This window comes from Streptomyces sp. NPDC098101 (assembly GCF_044760185.1).
In the GTDB taxonomy this organism is placed as follows: Bacteria; Actinomycetota; Actinomycetes; order Streptomycetales; family Streptomycetaceae; genus Streptomyces.
Genome location: NZ_JBIWAS010000003.1, coordinates 661,514 through 681,188, shown reverse-complemented (window position 1 = coordinate 681,188; position 19,675 = coordinate 661,514). Strand labels below are relative to the sequence as shown.

The window sequence follows — 19,675 nt, the reverse complement described above, 5'->3', positions numbered from 1 at the left end:
AGGGGGTGTCTCGCCGATCAGGCCGGATCAGGGAGCGGGGTCCGGTGCCGTGCATCGCAAGGCGGAGGAGGGAGGCAGGGCGGAGCCCTGGCGAGTGACGACAACGCGGCGAGGTGCGGTGCCGGACCCCGCGAGCCCGGCATGATCGGCGAGACACCCCCTGGAGAGCGGAGGGGGCTACGGTCTGGCGCATGGGGAAATGGGCGGACGGGGCGGGGTCGCTGGTGGTGCCGGGGGAATCGGCGGAGGTTCCGCTGGAGGTGGCCGCGTCGTACCGGGCGCGGCGGCGGGGGCTGCTCGGGCGGGACGGGATCGCGGGGGCGCTGCTGATCGTCCGGACGAACAGCGTGCACACCTTCGGGATGCGGTTCGCGATCGACGTGGCGTATCTGGACCGCTCGTTCCGGGTCCTGTCCGTGGTCACGATGCGGCCGGGACGGCTGGGCATGGTCCGGCCGCGCGGCCGGCACGTCCTGGAGGCGGAGGCGGGCGCGATGGCGAGGTGGGGGGTACGGGCGGGGGTACGCGTGCGCGTGGAGGGGCCCTAGGTCTTACGGAGGGCCCGGACCCAGCAGGGTGAAGGCGCCGTACGCGGCGGAGGCGAGGGCGAGTCCGGCCAGGACCGGGACGGCCGCGCGGTTCCGGAGCCGCGCGAGGGCGGCGGCGGGCGGGAGCAGCAGCCCGAACGCGGGCATCATCAGGCGCGGTCGGGAGCCGAAGTACGCGGCGCCGACGAGGGAGACCAGGACGACGCCGATCGTGTGGACGAGCAGGGGCAGCGGCTGCCGCTGCCGCACGCAGAGGACGACGAGCCAGGCGAGCAGGGCGAGCGCGGCGGTCAGGCCGAGGGCGGCGGGCCAGGGCAGGCCCGCGATGAAGCGGGCGAGCGCGAGGCCGCCGTCGATGGAGTTGCCCCAGGCGGCCTGGACCTCGAAGTAGGCGGTGGGGCTGTCCTCCCGCACCCCCACGTACACGACGTACCCGAGCCAGCCCAGGGGGGCGATCAGCACGCCGGCCACCGTGCGGGCGGGCAGGCGGCGGTCTCGTACGAGGGCGGCGAGGGCGGTGATCCCGAGCGCGGCGATCAGGGCGGCGGCGGTGGGCCGGGTGAGCCCGGCGGCGGCGCAGAGGAGGCCGGCGAGGATCCAGCGGTCGCGCAGGACCGCGTACAGGGACCAGGCGGCGAGGGCGGTGAAGAGGGTCTCCGTGTACGCCATGGACTGGACGAACGCGGTCGGGTACACGCCCCACAGGACGGCCAGCAGGACCCCGGTCCTCGGCCCGAAGGCGTGGGCGCCGCACCGGAAGATCCCCCAGGCGGCGGCGAGCCCCGCCGTCCAGGAGACGAGGAGCCCGGCACCGGCCGCGTCGAGCGGCAGCACGGCGGACAGGCTCCGCTCCAGGGCCGGGAGGAGCGGGAAGAAGGCCAGGTCGGAGTGGACGTCCCCGTTCGGGAGGGTGACCTCGTACCCGTACCCCTGCTCGGCGATCCGCACGTACCAGACGGAGTCCCAGCGCCCCTTGAGCCGGTGCAGCCCGTCCTCGCCGGTCGCGGCGGCGGCGACCGCGAGAACGACGAGGCCGATCGCACGGGTGGCGGCGTAGCCGCCGAGGGCGAGGAGGAGGGGACGGGAGGGGTGGGTGGGGTGAGTGAGGTGAGGCGGGGGCATGGGGGCGATTATTCCGGGGGCCGGGACGCGGGGGCCGGGGCGGGTGCTCCGGCCTGGTCCGGGGTGAGTGCTCCGTCCCGGCCCGGGTCAGGCCAGGAGGCGCCACACGACGACGAGGACCACCAGGGCCGCCAGGGCGACGGCGCCGATGAGCCGGGCCCGCCGCTCGGAGGGCCACACGGCGACGTGCGGGGGTCCGCCGGGCGCGGGGACGACGAAGAACACCCGGTGGGGGTGCGAGGCGAGGGTGACGCGGGCCAGGGACAGATGGCGCAGGGTGACCCGGCGGCCCACCTCGTCCTCGCGCGGGAGGAGCCGCGGCTCCAGGATCCCGGCCACGCGCGTGTCGACGTCGCGCGCCAGGGCGGCGCGTTCGCCGACGACGCGGACGTCGGTCCAGTCGCCGTGCGCGCGGGCGCTCCTCCACGCCCCGTACGGCAGGACGGGGGTGGAGACCTTGACCTTCTCGATGACCGGGCGCCTGGTGACGACGCCCTCGGTCCACGTCACGGTCCTCGCGGTGCCGCCGCAGTACCGGTGGGGGACGGTGCCCGCCCGGTCGCAGTCGGGGCAGGCCCGGGACCCCGATCCGCCGCACCGGGCGCAGGTGGTCCTGCCGCGCCCGCCGCATCCGGCGCACGCCGCTTCCCTGGTGCCGCACTGGCCGCAGGTGACGCGTCCCTCCCTGCCCGCCTGTCCCGCGCCCGTCCGGTCGTGCGACGGACGGCTGCGGCGGCCGGTGCCGTCGCACCACAGGCAGGCGGCGATGCCGTGGCAGTCGCCGCAGGCCTTGGCAGGGGGGCACGACAGCTCGCCGGTCGCCTTGCAGCGTTCGCAGGCCACCGTGCCGTTGCCGCAGTCGCAGACCCGGTCGTCCACCGAACCGCGCCGCACCAGGAACAGGGTCGTCTCGGCCCCGGGGTCCTCGGGCGGCGGTATGCGGTGCCGGTCGAGGCCGGAGCGGTACACGGGCCGGTCCGACAGGTCTATGAAGCCCTGGTGGAACCGCTCCTCCTCCGTGCGGGTCTCGACGGAGCGCAGGATCTCCCCTTCGATGAGGAGGTGCCGACCGATGTCCGCTTCCTCCGGCAGCACTTGGCCGGTCTCGCCGCGCTCCTGGACACTGCGCCGCACCGCCGCCAGGACGTCCTCGTCGCTCAGCACGCTTCCGCCACCCCCCGGTTCGCGCCGGAAGGCGTCGCCCCCGGCGTATCCGCAGAACGATACCCAACGGGCCTGTCGAGCAAGTCCGTTGAGGTTCCGGGAGGGGTGGCCCGGCCTCAGCCGCGAGGTCTCATGCGGGCGAACTTGCCGGCCATGACGGGGCCGAGCCGGTGGACGATCGCGTGGCCGGGCTCGTGCGGGGAGGGCAGGTCGGCCAGGAAGGAGGTGACGATGACCTCGTCGACGCCGAGGACGCCGCGACGGCTCTCCTCCTCCAGGAAGGCGAGGGTGCGGCGCCAGTCGGGGGCGGCCGGGTCCTCGCCGAGGAAGGAACGGACGGTGTCCTGGACGACGGCCCAGAAGAACACGTGCGGCAGCACGCCGCCCTGGTGGAGCACATGGGTCTCGTAGGCCTCGCGGAACTCGGGAATCCGGGCGACGAGGTCACTGACCAACTGCACACTCGGCGTCACGCTCGGCGTCGTCGTCATCCGTCCAGAATGCTCCTGTCCGGCGACCGCGTCCCGCCCCTTTTGCACTTTCCCGGGAATGACTTTCGCGAGGCTTTCCCCAGAAGGCCCCTGGTGTCCCCCTTTCGTGCGGCACCGGACGCGCGTACGCATGGAGGTAGGGCCGGTCGCCATACATATGGCCGGGTGACGGCAACGGGGCTCACGGTAAGGTCCGTTGACCACGTTCGAACACGACCGTCAGCGGCCGAGAGGAAAAGGTCTTCCGGTGTCCACGGCTCCCCCGCCTCCGAGCAGCCACCCGCAGCCGGGCCCCGGTGCGCCCATGGGTCCGTTCCCGCCGCCTCCCCCGCGACCGCCCCGGCGGCGGGGCTGGTTCGCCCGGCAGAGCGAGGGCGTCCGCATCACGATCATCGGCGCGGTCATCGCCGGCGTCTTCTCACTGGGGGGCGCCGTCCTGACCGCGGCCCTCACGGACCGGGGGGACGACCCGTCGGACGCCAAGCCGTCCGCGCGACCGTCCCCCACGGTGACGACCGGGCCCCCCGCTCCGACCACCACCGCCTCCGAGCCCCCCTCCCAGGTCTCCTCGGACTCGCCGGCCTCGCCGCCCGGGGAGTCCGGAGAGTCCGGAGAGTCGTCGGCCGACGAGTCCGCGCCTCCGGCGGACCGGGCGTACGAGGTCTTCTACGACAAGCAGACCATGTCCCTGGGCCTGCCGCCCGGCTCCGACCTCGGCACCATCGACTTCGACGCGCCGGGCACCCACCGGTACACCGAGGACGAGTGGAAGGCCCTGGCGGAGAAGGCCGACGGGGACGGGGCCCCGGTGGAGGCCGACCTGACGTACCGGCATTACTTCAACGGCTTCCTCACCCTGCAGAACGGCCGCAACGCCGCCCAGCTCCAGCCCACGGACCCCTCGGAGAAGGCCGAGGACTGCGCCAGGGCGGCCCGGGTCGGCGGCTTCACCGAGGTCAAGATGCACGAGTGGGACCTTCCCGCGAAGACCGTCCTCTGCGTCGTGACCGACAAGGGCAACATCGCCCGGGTCGTGGTCACCGGCTTCATCGGGGGCAACTCCGACGAGATCGGGGAACCGCCCACGCAGATCGGCCTCCGGGTCACCCTGTGGAAGCCGCGCGGCTGAGCGCGGTGCGCGTTCCGGTCGTCCCGATCCGGTGTACGGCGTGACGGGCACGGCCTCCGTCCGGGACCATGGGAGCGGCCCGTGACGTGACCGGGCGGAAGGATCTCGTGAAGGGGGACGGGGATGACGCGCGCGGTGCGGTGGCTGGTGACCGTGGTGGCGGCCGCCGCCACGTTCGGGGTGTGCGTGTGGGTGGTGCGGGCGGTGTCGTGGGGGTGGCTGCCCCAGGGCGAGGGCCCCCGGCTCGACACAGCCCTCGCCTTCGGCACGGTGACGGCCGGGGCGGTGCTGGCGGTGGGCATCTGGTGGGCCTCGCGGGAACAGCCCCCGGCCCCCACTCCTCTCCGTACGGTGACGCAGGAGGCGACGGCCTCCGAGAACGCCCGGGTCACCCAGGCGGGCGGCCAGCCTCCCCCCAACGGCGCCCCCTCCCGGGTCGACCAGCACGCCGAGGCCTCCGACGACGCGACCGTCGCCCAGACGGGCGGCGGCGCCGACCGGCTCGAACAGCGCGCGAAGGCCTCCGGCCGCGGAAACATCGCCCAGACCGGCGGTGACCAGCCGGTCCAGGGGCCCTGAGACCTTGGGCGAGCGGTACGGCTCCGAGGAGCCGGACAACGGCGTCCGGCAGTGGGCCCGCGCGTCCGACCACGGCCAGGTCCACCAGGCGGGCCGGGACCAGCACTTCTGGGGCTCGGGCCCCGCCCCCCAGGCCACGGCCTCCCTGCCGCCCGACCGGCCGCTGACCGGCCGGAAGGAGCGGACCGACACACTCCTCGCCGCCCTGGCGCCCGACGGAGCGAGCACGACGGTGGTGACCGGCCTCCCCGGGGTCGGCAAGACCGCACTGGCCCTCACCACCGGTCTCCCCCGGGCCGTCCACCACCCCGCGGGCCTCGTGCGCCGTCGCCTCGGCGACAAGCTGCCGCCCCTCCCCGCTCCGGATCCTCGAATGCGGCACCTGCGGGGCGCCGGGGCGAACGTCCCGTGGCCCCCGGGCCCCGCGGCCTCCCGGTCGCGGAGGTGCGGAGCCGGGCGGCCGCCGGGCGGCTGAGCCGCGCCGGTCAGGGGGTGGCGGGCGGGGTGGTGCGGGGGAAGGAGATCTCGACCCGCCGGTTCTTCTTGCGGCCCTCTTCGGTGGCGTTGTCAGCGATCGGGTAGTCCTCGCTGTAGCCGCGGATGTCGAAGGTGGTGCCGGGGCCCAGGCTCCGGGCGAGCACCTGCTGGACGGCGACGGCGCGCTGCTTCGAGAGCTTCAGGCCGTGTTCGTACGTGCCGAGGTTGTCGGTGAAGCCGAAGACCCGGACGCGGCCGGAGCCCTGCTTGTCGATCTCGGCGGCGATCGCGGCGAGGCGGCTCGTGGCGGCGGCTCCGAGCTTGGCGCTGTCCTTGGGGAACAGCACCTCGGCCTGGAGCGCGAACGTCACGTCCACGTTGGTGTCCTGCCGGCGCTGCGCCCCGCCCTCCTCCTCGACGATCTGCTTGATGTCGAGGACCTTCGGGGGTGCGAGGACGGCGCCGTCGGGCAGCATCAGCCCCGGCGCGGTCTCGTCGATGACGGGCACGGGGGAGGCGCTGCCGGCGGAGCCGGGCGGGTCGTCGGCGTGGGCGAGGGGCGCGGCGGGCCACAGGACCACGGAGACGAGGGCGATTGCGGCGAGGCGGCGGTGTGTCGTCGTCATGGCGTCGCCTCAGGAGAGCTTGAGGGTGGCGGGTTCGAAGGTGGGGAGTTGGAAGGAGACTTCGGTGGTGGAGGTGGGGGGTGCGGGGAATTGCAGGAAGACCTCGACCGAGTCGTCGGCCGAGACGATCCCCAGACCTGTCGTGGTCAACGGTCGCCCGTCAGTGTCTCGCAGGACGTAGTAACGCTTCTTCCCCGCGAAGTCCACAAGAGTGGCTCCGCCCAGAGATGTGCCGTGCTTCAGCACCTCCGTCTCGTCCCCTCTCAGGACATCGGGAACTGCTCGCCCTTTGTCGGAGGTGTTCTTCAGCGCCCCCTTGAGGGTCAAGAACCCACCACCGTCACGTACCGCAGAACTGATGGTGAGTTCGAATCCGTCTTGCCCCTTGAGAACGGCCAGCGTTTCCGTCGGCTCGTCGGTCGGCTGAGAATCCTTCGTTGTTCCACCCTCCCGAGAGGGCGTCGCCGTCGCGGCAGGCTTGTCGGCCTTGGGCTTTTCCTCTGCACCGCAGCCGACCGCAAGAAGGGCGATTGATGCGACTGCGAGCGAGGCCACCCCCTTGCGTACGCGTCGAACGTTCATCAAGCGTGCTTCCTTTACTCGTCGTCGCCGGTCAGTCGAACAGTGAAGAGATCAGTGACACTGGGAAGTTCCGGGTCAGCGGGATCGATCGTCCAGGCATCGCCCTCACAGATCAGGCCCGTAATAGGCTCCGGCTCCTCCTCCGGTTCCGGATCCTCCGGTTCCTCGGGGTCGGGCCCCGGCTCGGTTTCCTCCGGTGCCGGCGTTTCCGGTGCCTCGAAGCTGCACTTCGGCTCGATCACAGCCGTCGCGGAAGCGGTCACATGCCACGTTTCCGCTCCTGCCGTCCGCACCGTGACGCTGAATCCCTCACGCCCCCCAGCAAGGCGAACACATTCGTCCCCCGCAAAGTTCGCGCCGTTCCTGGCAGCGAAGACGGCCGCTTGCCGGCACGCGGACGAGGTGGTGTAGTCCTTCGCCTCACGGAACCTGTCCCACTGCGCAGGGTCGAGGATCACGTCGAGCCACCCCTCACGCAACTGATCCCGCGCGTCCTGGGCAGCCGCGAGTGCGGCTGCGTCTGCGGCGGTCTGAGCACCGTTACGGGTGGAGGCGACCTGCCCCACCATGAAGTAGGCGAAAGCCAGGAAGAGCACCCCTCCGATAGCAGCGATGTAAACGGGAAACGCCTGCCCCGAGTCCCTCCCGCCGCCACCGCCCAAAGCTAGCCGGCCAGTTCGGCAATCTTGTTCTTGATCGCCGTCATGATCGTGCTTCCGATGTCCGTACCGGTGATCGCCACCACAATCGCCACCACCACCACAATGATCCCCAGATACTCCACCGCCGTCTGCCCCCGGTCCCTGGACAGCACACGAGTGGTCAATTCCAGCCTGGCCTTGATCAGAGCCTTCAGCATCGCGTCGTTCATCGTGGTCCCCTCCGCGTTCGGACGCCTGCGCTCCGGCACGGTATGCCGATGGAGCCGTGGGGGCACAGGGTCCCGGGGCCCATTCGTCAGGTCGGGTCATGGGAGGGACCTCGTGCCCAGCCAGGAGGCTATGGCCTCGGCGCGGGTGTTGGTGTGGAGTTTGGCGAAGATTCGGTTGATGTGGTTCTTGACCGTCTTCTCCGTGATGAAACAGGCCGCGGCGATCTGCCGGTTGTTCAGGCCCGTGGCGATCAGGTCCATCACCTCCGCCTCCCTCGCGCTCAGTCCACACTGTGGCAGATCGGGTTGCATATGCGAAGAGGGGTTCTCGAAGAAAGGCCGGTTTTTGGAAGTTGGCGGTATCGCTGCGTGTGCAGTCGCACGCAGCGACTTCAGCAGGATGCCCGACGCCGTCGCCGTGAACCGGGCCCTCCCCTCCCCCACGTCCCTGACCGCGCTCACCAGCTCGTCCGTCGTGAACTCGCCGTGGACCAGGTAGCCGCCCGCGCCCCGGCGCAGCGCCTCCTCCACGGTCTCCGGCTCCCGGCTGTGGGTGAGCATCAGGACGCGGGACAGGCGGGCGAGGCGCGGGAGGGCCGTCAGGCCGTCGAGAAGGACCACGTGGGGGCGGACGCGGAGGGTCTCCCGGAGGGCCTCGCGGCCGTCCGCCGCCTCCGCGACGACCTCGAAGCCGGGACGGCCGCCCAGGAGCGCGCGCAGGCCCGCCCGTACGACCGGGTCGTCGTCCACCACCAGGACCGTGAGGAGCGTCGGCATCAGCGGCTCACTCGCCCGTCACCGAGCCGAAGTCCGTCCCCGTGCCCAGGAACAGGCCCGCGCCGAGGAGGATCATCGTCGCCGGGACCATCAGGGTCGTGATCACCATCGTCGCCTTCGGGACCGCCTTCGCCGCCTTGCGGCGGGCGTTCTGCGCGTCCGTGCGCCGCATGTCGTTCGCGATCTGGATCAGGGTGTCGACGATCGGGGCGCCCAGCTCCTCGCCCTGCTGGAGCGCGGTGACGAACTGCGCCACCTGTTCCGAGTCGTTGCGGCGGCGCAGTTCGTCGAAGGCCTGGCGGCGGCTGACGCCCATGTCCATCTGCCGCAGGGTGATGCGCAGTTCGTCGGACCACGGCCCCTCGTACTTCTCCGCGACCCGTTCGAGCGCCTGCCGGAAGCCGAGGCCCGCCGAGACGACGACGGCGAGGACGTCCAGGAAGTCCGGCAGCGTGCGCTCGATCTGGTCCTTGCGGATCCGGACCGCCGACCAGATCCCCACCTCCGTCCAGAACGCCCCGAAGGCCAGGAGGAGGAGCGCGGTGAGGTACGAGCCCTTCGACAGCATCAGGAGGGCGCCCAGGGCCCCCAGGAAGCCGTACACCGCCCGCCTCGCCCCGTACCGGTCGATCGTCAGGCCGCCCGGGTTCCCGGCCAGGTCGATGCGGCGGCGCACCGCGTTGACCCGCTTGGGGCCCATCAGCCGCAGCACGGCGGGCGACCAGCGCATCCCCAGGCGGTCGACCGCCGAGTCGACCGCGCCGGTACGGGTCGCGCCGACCTCCAGGGCGAGCCGGAGGTCGTCGGGGAGTTTGGCGTCGGCCCGGTAGAGCCGGACGCCGTAGCAGGCACCGGCGACCGCGAGGCCGGCCAGGAGGGCGAGGAGGAGGTCCACGGCGGCCGTCCCTACACGTCGATCTTCGAGAAGCGGCGGATGATGACGAAGCCGACCGCGTACAGGGCGAACGCCGCGATCACGGCGAACTGTCCGAGGCCCGAACCCGTCATCCGGTCCAGGGCCCCCGGCTGCATGTTGTCGATGAGGAGGAGGGAGCCGACGCCGATCACGGGGACCGAGTACGCCGTCATGCTCACCTGCGAGAGCTGGGTGCGGACCTCGCGCCGGGTCTCCTTGCGCTCCTCCAGCGTCTCCGTGAGGTTGCGCAGCGAGGAGACGACCGTGCCGCCGGCCCGGTTGGCGAGGACCAGGGTGGTGACCAGGACGACGAGCTCCCGGGAGGGGAGGCGTTCGGCGAGCTCGCCGAGGGCGTCGTCGAGGGAGGTGCCGACGGACAGCTGCTGGGCGACCTTCTCCAGCTCGACGCCCGCCGGGGCCTCCAGCTCGTCGGCCGCCAGGCTGAGGGCCATCCGGAGCGCGAGTCCGGCCTGGGTGGCGTTGGCCAGGATGCGGGAGAGCTCGGGAAGCTGGTTGATGAACTTCTCGATGCGCTTCTGGCGCTGCCAGTTGAGGTAGCCGAGGGCCACCCAGATCCCGAGGAAGCCGCAGATCGGGCCGAAGAAGGAGGACAGCGCCGCCTGCCCCACGGCCCACAGGACCGCCACGGTCGCCGTGAGGGCGACCGTGAACTCGCCGGGCGTGACGTCCAGGCCGGTGGCCGCGATCCGCAGCTCCAGCTTCCGGCCGAGCGCGGTCGCGCGCACCCGCCGGTCGACGCCCCGGAAGTGGCGCCTGCGGCGGCCGGGCGCCTCGGGTCCGGCCGTCTCGTCGAGCCGGGCGACGAGGTCCGCGTGGCGGCGGGCCCCGCTCGCGTACAACTGGACGCCGGTCACGCCCAGGACGCAGCAGAGCAGCGCGACGCCGATCGTCAGCCAGAAGGGGTCGGTCATCATTCCGCCTCCCGGACGGACGCGCGTCCGTTGCGTCCGTCGTACCCGTCGGTCGTCATTCCGCCTCCCGGACGGACGCGTGCCAGTCGTACCCGCCGTACCCGCCGGTCGTCATTCCGCCTCCCGGACGGCCAGGTGCGCGTCGGTCGGGGCCACGCCGAAGGCCTGCGGCAGGGGCTGCCCGGCCAGGTAGAGGCGCTCGGCGACCCGGCGCGGCAGCGGGTGGTACGTGAACCGTCCGTACACCCTTCCGTCGGCGGCGAGCGGCTCGGCGTGGAAGCGGCAGACGGTGGCCAGCAGGAAGCGCTCGCGGCCGTGCGAGGCGAGGACGGCGATCTCGGTGATCCGGCGGGTGCCGTCGGGGTGCCGGGTCAGCTGTACGAGGACGTCGACCGCGCTGTTGATCTGGTCGCGCAGCGCCTCGAACGGCACCTTCACCTCCGACATCGAGGCGAGGGTCTGGAGCCGCATCAGGGCGTCCTCGGCGGAGTTGGCGTGCACGGTGGCGAGCGAGCCGTCGTGGCCGGTGGACATCGCCTGGAGCATGTCGAGCGTCTCGCCGCCGCGGACCTCTCCGACGATGATGCGGTCGGGCCGCATCCGGAGGGAGTTGCGGACCAGGTCGCGGATGGAGATGGCGCCTCGGCCCTCGATGTTGGGCGGCCGGGCCTCCAGGCGGATGACGTGGGACTGCTGGAGCTGGAGCTCGGCCGAGTCCTCGATGGTGATGATCCGCTCGCCGTCCGGGACGAGCCCGGAGAGCGCGTTGAGGAGGGTGGTCTTCCCGGTGCCGGTCGCGCCGGAGACGATCAGGTTGAACTTGGCCTGCACGAGCCCGGAGAGCAGGAGCAGCATCTGCTCGTCCAGGGAGCCGAGCCCGAGCATCTCGTGGAGCGTGTACGCGCGGGGGAAGCGGCGGATGGTGAGGGTCGCGCCGGTGAGGGAGAGCGGCGGGATGATGACGTTCACGCGCTCCCCGGAGGGGAGGCGGGCGTCGACCATCGGATTCGACTCGTCCACGCGCCGGTTGACCGTCGACACGATCCGCTCGATCGTCTGCATGAGCTGGTCGTGGGAGGCGAAGCGGAGCGGCAGGAGCTCGACGCGGCCGCCCCGCTCGATGAAGATCTGGTCGGGGCCGTTGACCATGATCTCGGTGATCGAGGCGTCTTCGAGGAGCGGTTCGAGGACGCCGAGGCCGAGGGCCTCGTCGACGACCCGGCGGATCAGCCGGGAGCGTTCGGCGGTGGAGAGGACCGGGCCCTCGCGGCTGATGATGTGCCCGAGGACGCGCTCCAGGCGGGCGCGCCGCTCGGCGGCGGCCAGCGCGGACATCTCCGTGAGGTCGATCTCCTCCAGGAGCTTGGCGCGGAAGGAGGCGACGAGGTGGCCGTCCTCGCGGGCGGCGGCACCGCCGCCTCGGTCCTCGGGGGCGTTGATGCGGGCGCGCAGGCTCACGGCAGGTCCTCCTCGTCGGGCATCGGCATGGTGGCGGTCTTCCGCACGGGGTCGAACCCGCCCCAGAAGGGCACGACCGAGGGGATCTCGACGGTGACGGTGTAGGTGGCCTCGCCGCTCCCCCCTCCGGGGGAGACGGTGGAGCGGCGCGCGATCCAGCCGCTCACGGCGGCTTTGGCGGCCGCGTCCGGGCTCGGTCCGTCCTCGTCGTCGCTGCTCGCCGCCCGCGCCGCCGCCCGCGCCGCCGTGCCCGCCTGCTGGGCGGCGTACGCGGCGATGCCGAGCTGGAGGCCGGCGAGGCCGACGAGGAGCAGGATCGGGAGGAACCCGAGGTACTCGATGGCGGCTTGGCCCCGGTCACGGGCTCGGCCCCCGCCACGGCCCCGGCCCCGGTTCCGGTCCCGGTCACAGCCACAGCCTCGGCCACGGAGCGGTCGGGCGGACGCGGAGGCGGGACCGGAGGACCGGTCCGGGTGGCCCGGACGGTCCAGGTGATCCGGGTGGTCCAGGTGGCCCGGACGGTCCAGGTGATCCAGGTGCTCCGGGTGGCCCGGACGGTCCAAGTGCTCCAAGTACTCCAAGTGCTCCAAGTACTCCGGATGGTCCAAGTGCTCCGGGACGCCTCCGCGCCCGCCCGCGAACCCACGTCTCACGTTCATCCCGCCTCCCCCTCGTACACCGCGCCCGCCCGGCCCTCCACCGGGAACAGGCCTCCGAAGCCCGGGACCAGGGCGGGGACGCGGACGGTGACGGTGACGGTCACCATGCCGCCGGAGGGGGAGCCGCAGGAAGGGCTCGCGCCGGACGCCCACGCCCCGTCCAGGTGCCGCATCGCGGCCCCCTCGCAGTCGCCGTCCACGGCGGCCGCCCGCGCTCCCTCGTCCGCCGCGTTCCCCGCCAGGGTGTACGTGTAGCCGACCAGGACGACCTGCCAGAGCAGGGCGAGGGTGAGCAGGATCAGCGGGACCATGCCGAGGAACTCGACCGCCACCTGCCCCTTGTCGTCGCCCCGGTGGACACGCATGGCTCAGCGGCCCCCGGTGCGGCGGCGCAGGCCGAGGGAGCCCCGGTCGCCGGTGCGGGCGAGCTGCTTGCCGGGCTGTCCCGCGGCCCGGGGCGCGTGGACGAGGCCCAGTTCGCCCGCGAGGGACCAGAGGGCCTGCTTGACGGTGGACTTGGCGTCGAGTTCGTGGAGGCGGCCGGCGTCGACGACGGCCTGGAGCTCCTTGAAGTGGGCGGGGACGGAGACGCCGGCGACGCGGGTGCCGGTGATCTTCTGGACGAGGGGCGGCTGGATCTCGCTGGAGCGGTGCTGCCGGTTGACGAGGGTGACGGTCTCCTCGGCCTTGCGGACCTGGAGCCGTTCCCACATGCGTACGGTCCGTTTGGCGGCCCGGACGGCGACCACGTCGGGGGTGGTGACGAGGAGGGCGGTGTCGGCCATCTCGATCACGGCGGCGTTGGCGCCGTCGAGCCGGGAGCCGCAGTCGACGACGACGACCTCGTGGCGGCCGCGCAGGGCGCTGACGACCTGGCGGGCGGCGCGGTCGGTGACCTCCTCGCCGCGTTCGCCCTCGGCCGGGGAGAGGAGCAGGGAGAGGCCGGTCTCGTGGACGAAGACGGCGTCCTGGAGGACGCGGGGCGAGATGTCGGTGATGGCGGCGAGGTCGGCGACGGAGCGCCGGAACTGGACGTCGAGGTACGAGGCGACGTCGCCGTTCTGGAGGTCCATGTCGACGAGGGCGACGCTCCGGCCCGAGGCGCGGGCGGCGAGGGCGAGGTGGACGGCGGTGACGGTGGTGCCGACGCCGCCCTTGGCGCCGGCGACGGTGACGACGGTGCCGCCGGGTCCGGTGCCCTGCTCGGGCCCGGTGCCGAGGTGGCGGCGGACTCCGGCGGACCACTGGGCGGCGGCCTGGACGCGGCTGGCGAGCTCCTCGTACCCCAGGGGCAGGGTGACGAGGCCGCGGGCGCCGGAGTCCATGGCGGCGGAGAACAGGACGGGCCCGGCGTCGCCGGTGATGAGGACGACGCCGACGGCGGGGAAGCGGAGGGCGACCTCGCGGACGAGTTCGAGCGCGGGGACGGGCCCGATCCGCTCGTGGACGAGGACGACCTCGGGGAGTTCGTCGAGGGAGGCGGCGGCGAGCCGGGCGAGGGTGTCGACGAGCTGGGTGGAGTCGGCGACCGGCGGCGCGGGCTCGGCGTCGGGCAGCTGACTGAGCAGCGTGCTGACGGCCCGCGCCGCGTCGGGGTCGCCGACGGCCGGCAGGATCCTCGTGGTCATACCGGCCTCACCTGGCCCCTCCGGAAGGCACCTCGGCCTTCGGGGCGGGAGGGAGTCCGGCCCCTGCAAGGCGCGAGGGAAGCAAGCGGATCACCGTCGGCGCTTTCAACTGCCCGGCAGGGCCCCATCTCGTTCGGCCTCCAACCGGTGAATGATCTCGGAGTTGAGGGACCTGCGGGCGGATTTCGCCTCGGCCGCCAGCCACGCGTGGAGGTCGGCCGGCAGGCGGAGGGTGATGCGCTTCTCTTCGTCCATGACTGCACTGTAATGACTTCCTGACACCTGGACGGTGCCATACTGACACCATGACGACACCACAGGACGTACGGGAGGGCATCGGGCTCGCCCGGTACACCTACCGGCTCCGCGTGTCGGCGACCGCCCGCGTCGCCCTGCTCGCGGAATGGGCGCGGTGCAGGTGGATCTGGAACGAGTGCTGCGCCCGCTCGAAGAAGGCGTACGCCTCCGGGGAGGCCTGCGGGCCCGCCCGGCTGGACAAGATGCTGACCGCGGCCCGTGCCACGAACTCCTGGCTGCGAGAAGGCTGTTCGGTTCCACAACAGCAGACCGTCCGCGCCTTCGCCACGTCCCGCGCGAAAGCGCTGAAGGACATCGGGGCCCGGCTTCCGCAGCGGCAGCGCGCCGGGATGCCGAAGCACAAGAAGAAGCGCGTCGCCGCCCCGTCGCTGAACTACACGCGGCGCGGGTTCCGCCTGAAGGACGGGCGCCTGTGCCTCGCGGGCGGCATCGTCCTGACGGTCGTGTGGTCCCGCGACCTCCCCGGGCCGCCGTCCTCCGTCCGCGTCCACCGCGACAACCTCGGTCACTGGTACGCCTCGTTCGTCGTAGCGACGGCCGTCGAGGCCCTGCCCGCCATCGGTCGGGCGATCGGCATCGACTGGGGAGTCAAGGAGACCGCCACCACCACTTCGGACGCCCACGACCTCCCCCATCCGGAACACGGGAGGAACGCCGCGCAGCGCCTGGCCCGGTACCAGCGGATGATGGCCCGCCGCAAGCCCGGGCGCGGCCGACCGGCTTCGAAGGGCTACGAGAAGGCCAAGCGGCAGGCCGCGAAGCTCCACAAGAAAGTCGCCCGGCAGCGCCGGGACACCGGCCGCAAGTGGGCCAAGCGCGTGGTGACCGACCACGACGTGCTGGCCGTCGAGGACTTCCGGCCGAAGTTCCTCGCCAAGACGACCATGGCACGCAGGGCGGCGGACGCCGCCATCGCCGCGACCAAGGCGGCCCTGATCGAGATGGGCCGTAAGCACGGGCGGGACATCCGCCTCGTGCATCCCGCGCACACCACCATGGACTGTGCACAGTGCGGAGCGAGAACCAAGCACGCGCTACCTCTTTCGGAACGTACCTATACCTGCACTGCGTGTGGAACCGTGTCCCCCAGGGACAAGAACTCCGCCCGTGTGATGCTGATCCGGGCTGGTGTCAACCCGGCTGGTGCCGATCGTGCAAGAGCTGATGGACCGCCGGTCCGCAGCCGACGTGAGCCAGGAATCCCCTCCCGCTAGGGAGGGGAGGATTCAATTGTCCTTGTCGAGCGTGTAGGTGCGGTCGCGCTGGTCGACGGGGGCGCCGCCCGTGGAGGGGGCGACGAGGGCGAGGCGTACGTGTTCGGCGAAGGACTCGGCGTAGGCGACGCGCTGGGTGTCGAGGGTGGAGAGCGCGAAGGTGATCGGGACGGTGGAGGTGGCCCGGTCGGCGCGGTCGGAGCGTTCGGAGGCCGGGGTGAGCTTGCCGACGTCGAGGACGCGGGCGCCGGAGACGATCATGCGGGACTGGTCGGGGTCGCCCTTCTTCTCGCCGGCGAAGGTGGCGTAGATGTTGACGGTGGCGCCGGCGGTGATCTTGCCGGCGACGCCGGTGCCGGCGTCGATCATGATGGCGATCTCCTGCTGGCCCGGCTGGAGGGCGGGCCGGTCGACGATCATGTCCTCCTGGAGGAGCGAGCCCTCCTTGAGCCGGGTGACGGCGATCTTGCCCCGGATCCGCGCGAGGTCGGTGACGGCGGTCTCCGAGAGCCAGCGCTTGGGCATGGTGATCTTCTCGAACTGGTCCGCCTTCAGGGCCTGGTAGGGCTCCACGTCGTCCTTGATCCGGTACGCGGTGGTCTCCGGGCCGACCTTGGAGTTCACGTCCCCGATGACGGCGAGCACGCCGACGAAGGCGCCGAGGGCGCACAGGACGGAGAGCAGCAGCAGGATCACGCCGCGGCGCTGGCGGGAGTTCATGGCCGTACTACCTCGATCGGAGACGTGGGTCCGGGCGGACGGAGACGGTGGGCGGGCGGGCGTACGGAGACGGGGACGGGGACGGGCGTACGGGGGCGGGGGTCCCGGGCGCGGTTCACGGCAGGGCGCGGGGGGTGTGCGCGCCGGGCCCGAGGGACCGGGTGGGGTGCGGGACGGCGGGCCTCAGGGCGTGGGGTGCGGGGGCGTCCGCGGGGTCCAGGGCGCGCGGATCGGTCGGGTCTGCGGTGCGCAGATCGGCCGGGTCTACGGCGCGCGGGCCCGCCGGGCCCAGAGCACGTGGATCGGCCGGTCCCACGGCGCGCGGGTCCGCCGGGCCCACCGCGTGCGGGTCCGTGCCGGGACCGCCCGGATACGTGGTCGCGTACGCGCCCGCGCGCGGATCCGCGCCCCCCGCCTCCCCGTAGGAACCTCCGTACCCGTGTCCCCCCGGTTCCGGATGGGTCAGGGGTGCCGCGCAGAAGCCGCAGCGGTCGCCGATGAGGTCCATGCCGCACCAGTGGCAGGTCTCGCGCCGTACGGAGGAGACGAGTTGGTGGAGGACGGCCGGGTCGGGGAGGTACGCGGCGAACTCGACGAGCTTGCCGGTGCCCCACCAGCCGGGCGAGGCGGCGGGCAGCGCGGTCTCCTGGACGGGGCCGGGGATCCGCCAGCGGGGCACGAGGGCGGTGGCGGGCCAGTCGGTCTGGAGGCGGCCCCGGGCGAGGAGGAGTTCGGTGGTGAACTCCGGTCCCGCGAGGGCCTCTCCGCCGTCGCCGACGCGGACCATCTGCGGGGTGGGTCCGGCGAGGACGGCGAAGTGGGCGCCGGGCAGCCAGCTCTTGAGGTGGGAGCCGAGGCCGACGGGGACGCGGTCGAGCCGGGAGACGGAGCCGAGGACGGCCCCGGCGTAGATGTAGTGGGCGAGCAGCCGGGCGGCGGAGGCGAGGACTCCGGGGCTGAAGTCGTACCCGGCGAGCAGGCACAGCTGGCGGACGAGGACGGCCGCGCCGAGCGGCGGCAGGTCGGTCCTGACCAGGGCGATCCGGTCGCTCTCCAGGAGGGAGCGGACGGCGTGGAGGCGGCGCTCGACGGCGGCCGGGGCGGAGGTGGGGCAGACGACGACCACGTGTCCGTACCGGGCGAGGAGCTGCTGCAGGTCCGCGACCGAGGCGTCCAGCGGGCGTCCCTCGGGGGGCGGGAGTACGGCGGCGCGCGGGGTCCCGGGGTCGGTCGGCGGCAGCACCAGGTCGGCGCTGGTGACCGCGATCGCTGTCGGCACGTCGGGCCCCCGTCCCCTCCGGCCCCCGGGGTCACGGGGGTCACGGCTCACTTACCGCGTTCGCGACGTCACACCGGGGTGCGGCCGCCTCTGCACCTTATCCACGTCCCCCGGGGTGGTGAACACACAATCCGCCAAGCTGCCCCATTTATTTGGGCCCGGCCCCCGGGGGTGCCGGGCCCCCGCCCTGGGCCCGGAACCTGGGCCCGGCGCCTGGGCCCCACGGCCCTTTCCGCCCCGGAATCCCCCCGCCGTCCGAACACCGCTTGTCGTCAGAGGTCTTGACAACGCGATTGGTCTGGACCAGCTTGTTCGCACAACGGTGGCCACCGTCCGTACCCGTACCCCTCGTACCGCCTCGTACCCCCGTACGAACCCCCTCCGTACGACGACGTACGGCACCTCCACATCCCCAACTCCCCCACGGAGGATGCACGTGGACCGCACCACCACCCGCCCGCGCGGGCGCAGATGGCTCGGTGGAGCCCTCGCGCTCGCCGTCGGCTCCGGGCTCGTCCTCGTCGGCGGAGCCGGCACCGCCCAGGCGGCGGACGTCAACGTCGCCAAGAACGCGGGCTTCGAGAACGGGCTCGCCAACTGGGCCTGTTCCGCCGGGAGCGGCGCCGCCGTCTCCTCGCCGGTCCGCACCGGCGCCGGCGCCCTGAAGGCCACCCCGGCCGGTCTCGACAACGCCAAGTGCGTGCAGACCGTGGCCGTGAAGCCCAACTCGACGTACACGCTGAGCGCCTGGGTCCAGGGCGGCTACGCCTACCTCGGCGCGAGCGGCACCGGGACCGGCACCGGCTCGGTCTCCACCTGGACGCCGGACTCGCCGTCCTGGAAGCAGCTGACCACCACCTTCAGCACGGGCGCCACCACCACCTCGGTGCAGATCTACACCCACGGCTGGTACGGCACCTCCCCCTACCTCGTCGACGACGTGAGCGTCTTCGGGCCCGACGGGGGCGGCGGCCAGGACCCCGACCCGGTCGTCCCGACCACCCCGGCCGGCCTCGCGGCGGGCACCGTCACCTCCTCCTCCGTCGACCTGAGCTGGGGCGCGGTCTCCGGCGCGACGGCCTACAAGGTGTACCGGGACGGCGCCAACCCGCAGACCGTGAGCGGCACCTCCACCACGGTCACCGGGCTCACCGCCGACACCGCCTACCAGTTCCAGGTCGCCGCGACGAACTCCGCGGGCGAGTCCGCGAAGTCCACCGCCGTGACGGCGCGCACCGCCAAGAACCAGACGGGCCCCGGCCCGGCCGTGCCCAAGCACGCCGTGACCGGCTACTGGCAGAACTTCGACAACGGCGCGGCCAAGCAGAAGCTGCGGGACGTGCAGGCGGCGTACGACATCATCGCCGTCTCCTTCGCCGACTCGACCGCCACGCCCGGCCAGATCGTCTTCAACCTCGACCCGGCCGTCGGCTACTCCTCGGTCGCCGAGTTCAAGTCGGACGTCGCGGCCAAGAAGGCGGCCGGCAAGTCCGTGATCATCTCGGTGGGCGGCGAGAAGGGCAACGTCACGATCAACAGTGACGCGAGCGCGACCGCCTTCGCCAACAGCACGTACGCCCTGATGCAGGAGTACGGCTTCAACGGCGTCGACATCGACCTCGAGCACGGCATCAACTCCACGTACCTCACCAAGGCGCTGCGCCAGCTCTCCGCGAAGGCGGGTTCGAGCCTGGTCCTGACGATGGCCCCGCAGACCATCGACATGCAGTCCACGGGCACGGAGTACTTCAAGACCGCGCTCGCCGTGAAGGACATCCTCACGGTGATCAACACCCAGTACTACAACAGCGGTTCGATGCTGGGCTGCGACGGCAAGGTCTACAGCCAGGGCTCGGTGGACTTCCTCACCGCGCTCGCCTGCATCCAGATCCAGGGCGGTCTCGACCCGTCCCAGGTCGGCCTGGGCGTCCCCGCCTCCACCCGGGGCGCGGGCAGCGGCTACGTCTCCCCGCAGATCGTGAACAACGCGCTGGACTGCCTGACCAAGCTCACCAACTGCGGTTCCTTCAAGCCGGCCCAGGCCTGGCCGTCCCTGCGCGGCGCCATGACCTGGTCCACCAACTGGGACGCGACGGCCGGCAACGCCTGGTCGAACGCGGTCGGTCCGCACGTGCACGGCCTCCCGTAACGGGATCCTTCCCCGTCCCCGTACGGGCTCCGCAGC

At 72.5% G+C, this 19,675-nt stretch carries 23 protein-coding genes; 6 read left to right on the top strand and 17 right to left on the bottom strand.

Going from position 1 to position 19,675, the window contains the following annotated elements; genetic code table 11:
- Positions 1–191 precede the first annotated feature (191 nt).
- The gene (locus tag ACIQVI_RS16160; RefSeq protein WP_403595883.1) at positions 192–548 is read left to right on the top strand and encodes a DUF192 domain-containing protein; all 357 of its coding nucleotides are present in this window, start codon (positions 192–194) and stop codon (positions 546–548) included.
- A 3-nt stretch (positions 549–551) separates the two neighbouring features.
- Here the strand turns inward: ACIQVI_RS16160 and ACIQVI_RS16155 are convergent, their stop codons facing one another.
- From ACIQVI_RS16155 to ACIQVI_RS16145, 3 genes are all read right to left on the bottom strand, one after another.
- A complete protein-coding gene (locus ACIQVI_RS16155) occupies positions 552–1,670 on the bottom strand; it encodes a hypothetical protein (protein WP_403595880.1) in 1,119 nt (372 codons plus the stop codon).
- A gap of 87 nt (positions 1,671–1,757) precedes the next feature.
- Positions 1,758–2,834, bottom strand: a complete 1,077-nt coding sequence (locus ACIQVI_RS16150) for a hypothetical protein (RefSeq protein ID WP_403595877.1) — start codon at positions 2,832–2,834, stop codon at positions 1,758–1,760.
- Between the two features lie 116 nt (positions 2,835–2,950).
- Complete coding sequence (locus tag ACIQVI_RS16145) at positions 2,951–3,325, bottom strand: hypothetical protein (RefSeq protein ID WP_403595874.1); 375 nt, start codon at positions 3,323–3,325, stop codon at positions 2,951–2,953.
- A 304-nt stretch (positions 3,326–3,629) separates the two neighbouring features.
- Between ACIQVI_RS16145 and ACIQVI_RS16140 the strand changes: the two genes are divergently transcribed.
- The 3 genes from ACIQVI_RS16140 to ACIQVI_RS16130 all read left to right on the top strand — a co-directional run bounded on the left by ACIQVI_RS16140 (position 3,630) and on the right by ACIQVI_RS16130 (position 5,508).
- A complete protein-coding gene (locus ACIQVI_RS16140; RefSeq protein ID WP_403595871.1) occupies positions 3,630–4,454 on the top strand; it encodes a hypothetical protein in 825 nt (274 codons plus the stop codon).
- A 123-nt stretch (positions 4,455–4,577) separates the two neighbouring features.
- Positions 4,578–5,033, top strand: coding sequence for a hypothetical protein (locus ACIQVI_RS16135; protein WP_403595868.1), 456 nt, complete (start codon positions 4,578–4,580; stop codon positions 5,031–5,033).
- A gap of 4 nt (positions 5,034–5,037) precedes the next feature.
- Positions 5,038–5,508 carry a hypothetical protein gene (locus tag ACIQVI_RS16130; protein ID WP_403595865.1) on the top strand — a complete coding sequence of 157 codons (471 nt, stop codon included), beginning with the start codon at positions 5,038–5,040 and terminating at the stop codon, positions 5,506–5,508.
- Between the two features lie 10 nt (positions 5,509–5,518).
- Here ACIQVI_RS16130 and ACIQVI_RS16125 read toward each other — a convergent pair whose 3' ends face one another.
- The 12 genes from ACIQVI_RS16125 to ACIQVI_RS16070 form a co-directional block, all read right to left on the bottom strand.
- The gene (locus tag ACIQVI_RS16125; RefSeq protein ID WP_351970971.1) at positions 5,519–6,136 is read right to left on the bottom strand and encodes an OmpA family protein; all 618 of its coding nucleotides are present in this window, start codon (positions 6,134–6,136) and stop codon (positions 5,519–5,521) included.
- Between the two features lie 9 nt (positions 6,137–6,145).
- Positions 6,146–6,718 (bottom strand): hypothetical protein, encoded by a 573-nt coding sequence (locus tag ACIQVI_RS16120; protein ID WP_403595861.1) that lies wholly within the window; start codon positions 6,716–6,718, stop codon positions 6,146–6,148.
- A gap of 14 nt (positions 6,719–6,732) precedes the next feature.
- A complete protein-coding gene (locus tag ACIQVI_RS16115) occupies positions 6,733–7,380 on the bottom strand; it encodes a pilus assembly protein TadG-related protein (protein ID WP_403595858.1) in 648 nt (215 codons plus the stop codon).
- A 2-nt stretch (positions 7,381–7,382) separates the two neighbouring features.
- Positions 7,383–7,589, bottom strand: a complete 207-nt coding sequence (locus ACIQVI_RS16110) for a Flp family type IVb pilin (protein ID WP_399757286.1) — start codon at positions 7,587–7,589, stop codon at positions 7,383–7,385.
- A 96-nt stretch (positions 7,590–7,685) separates the two neighbouring features.
- Complete coding sequence (locus tag ACIQVI_RS16105) at positions 7,686–8,366, bottom strand: LuxR C-terminal-related transcriptional regulator (protein ID WP_403595855.1); 681 nt, start codon at positions 8,364–8,366, stop codon at positions 7,686–7,688.
- 7 nt (positions 8,367–8,373) lie between these two features.
- Positions 8,374–9,261: a DUF5936 domain-containing protein gene (locus tag ACIQVI_RS16100; protein ID WP_351970974.1), complete on the bottom strand. Its 888-nt coding sequence runs from the start codon at positions 9,259–9,261 to the stop codon at positions 8,374–8,376.
- Positions 9,262–9,272: 11 nt separating this feature from the next.
- A complete protein-coding gene (locus tag ACIQVI_RS16095) occupies positions 9,273–10,217 on the bottom strand; it encodes a type II secretion system F family protein (RefSeq protein WP_403595852.1) in 945 nt (314 codons plus the stop codon).
- Positions 10,218–10,325: 108 nt separating this feature from the next.
- Positions 10,326–11,672, bottom strand: coding sequence for a CpaF family protein (locus ACIQVI_RS16090; protein WP_351970975.1), 1,347 nt, complete (start codon positions 11,670–11,672; stop codon positions 10,326–10,328).
- The gene (locus tag ACIQVI_RS16085) at positions 11,669–12,331 is read right to left on the bottom strand and encodes a TadE/TadG family type IV pilus assembly protein (RefSeq protein WP_403595847.1); all 663 of its coding nucleotides are present in this window, start codon (positions 12,329–12,331) and stop codon (positions 11,669–11,671) included. The genes ACIQVI_RS16090 and ACIQVI_RS16085 overlap by 4 nt, the downstream gene beginning before the upstream one ends.
- On the bottom strand, positions 12,328–12,696 hold the full coding sequence (locus ACIQVI_RS16080) for a TadE/TadG family type IV pilus assembly protein (protein WP_351970977.1): 369 nt from the start codon (positions 12,694–12,696) through the stop codon (positions 12,328–12,330). The genes ACIQVI_RS16085 and ACIQVI_RS16080 overlap by 4 nt, the downstream gene beginning before the upstream one ends.
- A 3-nt stretch (positions 12,697–12,699) precedes the next feature.
- The gene (locus ACIQVI_RS16075) at positions 12,700–13,959 is read right to left on the bottom strand and encodes a P-loop NTPase (RefSeq protein WP_351970978.1); all 1,260 of its coding nucleotides are present in this window, start codon (positions 13,957–13,959) and stop codon (positions 12,700–12,702) included.
- Between the two features lie 105 nt (positions 13,960–14,064).
- On the bottom strand, positions 14,065–14,214 hold the full coding sequence (locus ACIQVI_RS16070) for an Arc family DNA-binding protein (protein ID WP_351970979.1): 150 nt from the start codon (positions 14,212–14,214) through the stop codon (positions 14,065–14,067).
- A 50-nt stretch (positions 14,215–14,264) separates the two neighbouring features.
- Between ACIQVI_RS16070 and ACIQVI_RS16065 the strand changes: the two genes are divergently transcribed.
- Positions 14,265–15,491 carry an RNA-guided endonuclease InsQ/TnpB family protein gene (locus ACIQVI_RS16065; RefSeq protein WP_403595841.1) on the top strand — a complete coding sequence of 409 codons (1,227 nt, stop codon included), beginning with the start codon at positions 14,265–14,267 and terminating at the stop codon, positions 15,489–15,491.
- A 12-nt stretch (positions 15,492–15,503) separates the two neighbouring features.
- Here the strand turns inward: ACIQVI_RS16065 and cpaB are convergent, their stop codons facing one another.
- Together cpaB and ACIQVI_RS16055 are read right to left on the bottom strand one after the other, a co-directional pair.
- Positions 15,504–16,211 (bottom strand): Flp pilus assembly protein CpaB, encoded by a 708-nt coding sequence (cpaB, locus tag ACIQVI_RS16060; protein WP_351970981.1) that lies wholly within the window; start codon positions 16,209–16,211, stop codon positions 15,504–15,506.
- Between the two features lie 115 nt (positions 16,212–16,326).
- On the bottom strand, positions 16,327–17,490 hold the full coding sequence (locus tag ACIQVI_RS16055; protein WP_403595837.1) for a hypothetical protein: 1,164 nt from the start codon (positions 17,488–17,490) through the stop codon (positions 16,327–16,329).
- Between the two features lie 430 nt (positions 17,491–17,920).
- Here ACIQVI_RS16055 and ACIQVI_RS16050 point away from each other — a divergent pair, with 430 nt between their 5' ends.
- A complete protein-coding gene (locus ACIQVI_RS16050) occupies positions 17,921–19,639 on the top strand; it encodes a glycoside hydrolase family 18 protein (RefSeq protein WP_351970983.1) in 1,719 nt (572 codons plus the stop codon).
- Positions 19,640–19,675: the final 36 nt, after the last annotated feature.

Coding starts and splice junctions, on each gene's coding strand:
- ACIQVI_RS16160 (WP_403595883.1), top strand. CDS start 192: ATGGGGAAATGGGCGGACGGGGCGGGGTCGCTGGTGGTGCCGGGGGAA.
- ACIQVI_RS16155 (WP_403595880.1), bottom strand. CDS start 1,670: ATGCCCCCGCCTCACCTCACTCACCCCACCCACCCCTCCCGTCCCCTC.
- ACIQVI_RS16145 (WP_403595874.1), bottom strand. CDS start 3,325: ATGACGACGACGCCGAGCGTGACGCCGAGTGTGCAGTTGGTCAGTGAC.
- ACIQVI_RS16140 (WP_403595871.1), top strand. CDS start 3,630: ATGGGTCCGTTCCCGCCGCCTCCCCCGCGACCGCCCCGGCGGCGGGGC.
- ACIQVI_RS16135 (WP_403595868.1), top strand. CDS start 4,578: ATGACGCGCGCGGTGCGGTGGCTGGTGACCGTGGTGGCGGCCGCCGCC.
- ACIQVI_RS16125 (WP_351970971.1), bottom strand. CDS start 6,136: ATGACGACGACACACCGCCGCCTCGCCGCAATCGCCCTCGTCTCCGTG.
- ACIQVI_RS16120 (WP_403595861.1), bottom strand. CDS start 6,718: ATGAACGTTCGACGCGTACGCAAGGGGGTGGCCTCGCTCGCAGTCGCA.
- ACIQVI_RS16110 (WP_399757286.1), bottom strand. CDS start 7,589: ATGAACGACGCGATGCTGAAGGCTCTGATCAAGGCCAGGCTGGAATTG.
- ACIQVI_RS16105 (WP_403595855.1), bottom strand. CDS start 8,366: ATGCCGACGCTCCTCACGGTCCTGGTGGTGGACGACGACCCGGTCGTA.
- ACIQVI_RS16095 (WP_403595852.1), bottom strand. CDS start 10,217: ATGATGACCGACCCCTTCTGGCTGACGATCGGCGTCGCGCTGCTCTGC.
- ACIQVI_RS16085 (WP_403595847.1), bottom strand. CDS start 12,331: ATGAACGTGAGACGTGGGTTCGCGGGCGGGCGCGGAGGCGTCCCGGAG.
- ACIQVI_RS16080 (WP_351970977.1), bottom strand. CDS start 12,696: ATGCGTGTCCACCGGGGCGACGACAAGGGGCAGGTGGCGGTCGAGTTC.
- ACIQVI_RS16075 (WP_351970978.1), bottom strand. CDS start 13,959: ATGACCACGAGGATCCTGCCGGCCGTCGGCGACCCCGACGCGGCGCGG.
- ACIQVI_RS16070 (WP_351970979.1), bottom strand. CDS start 14,214: ATGGACGAAGAGAAGCGCATCACCCTCCGCCTGCCGGCCGACCTCCAC.
- ACIQVI_RS16065 (WP_403595841.1), top strand. CDS start 14,265: ATGACGACACCACAGGACGTACGGGAGGGCATCGGGCTCGCCCGGTAC.
- cpaB (WP_351970981.1), bottom strand. CDS start 16,211: ATGAACTCCCGCCAGCGCCGCGGCGTGATCCTGCTGCTGCTCTCCGTC.
- ACIQVI_RS16050 (WP_351970983.1), top strand. CDS start 17,921: ATGCACGTGGACCGCACCACCACCCGCCCGCGCGGGCGCAGATGGCTC.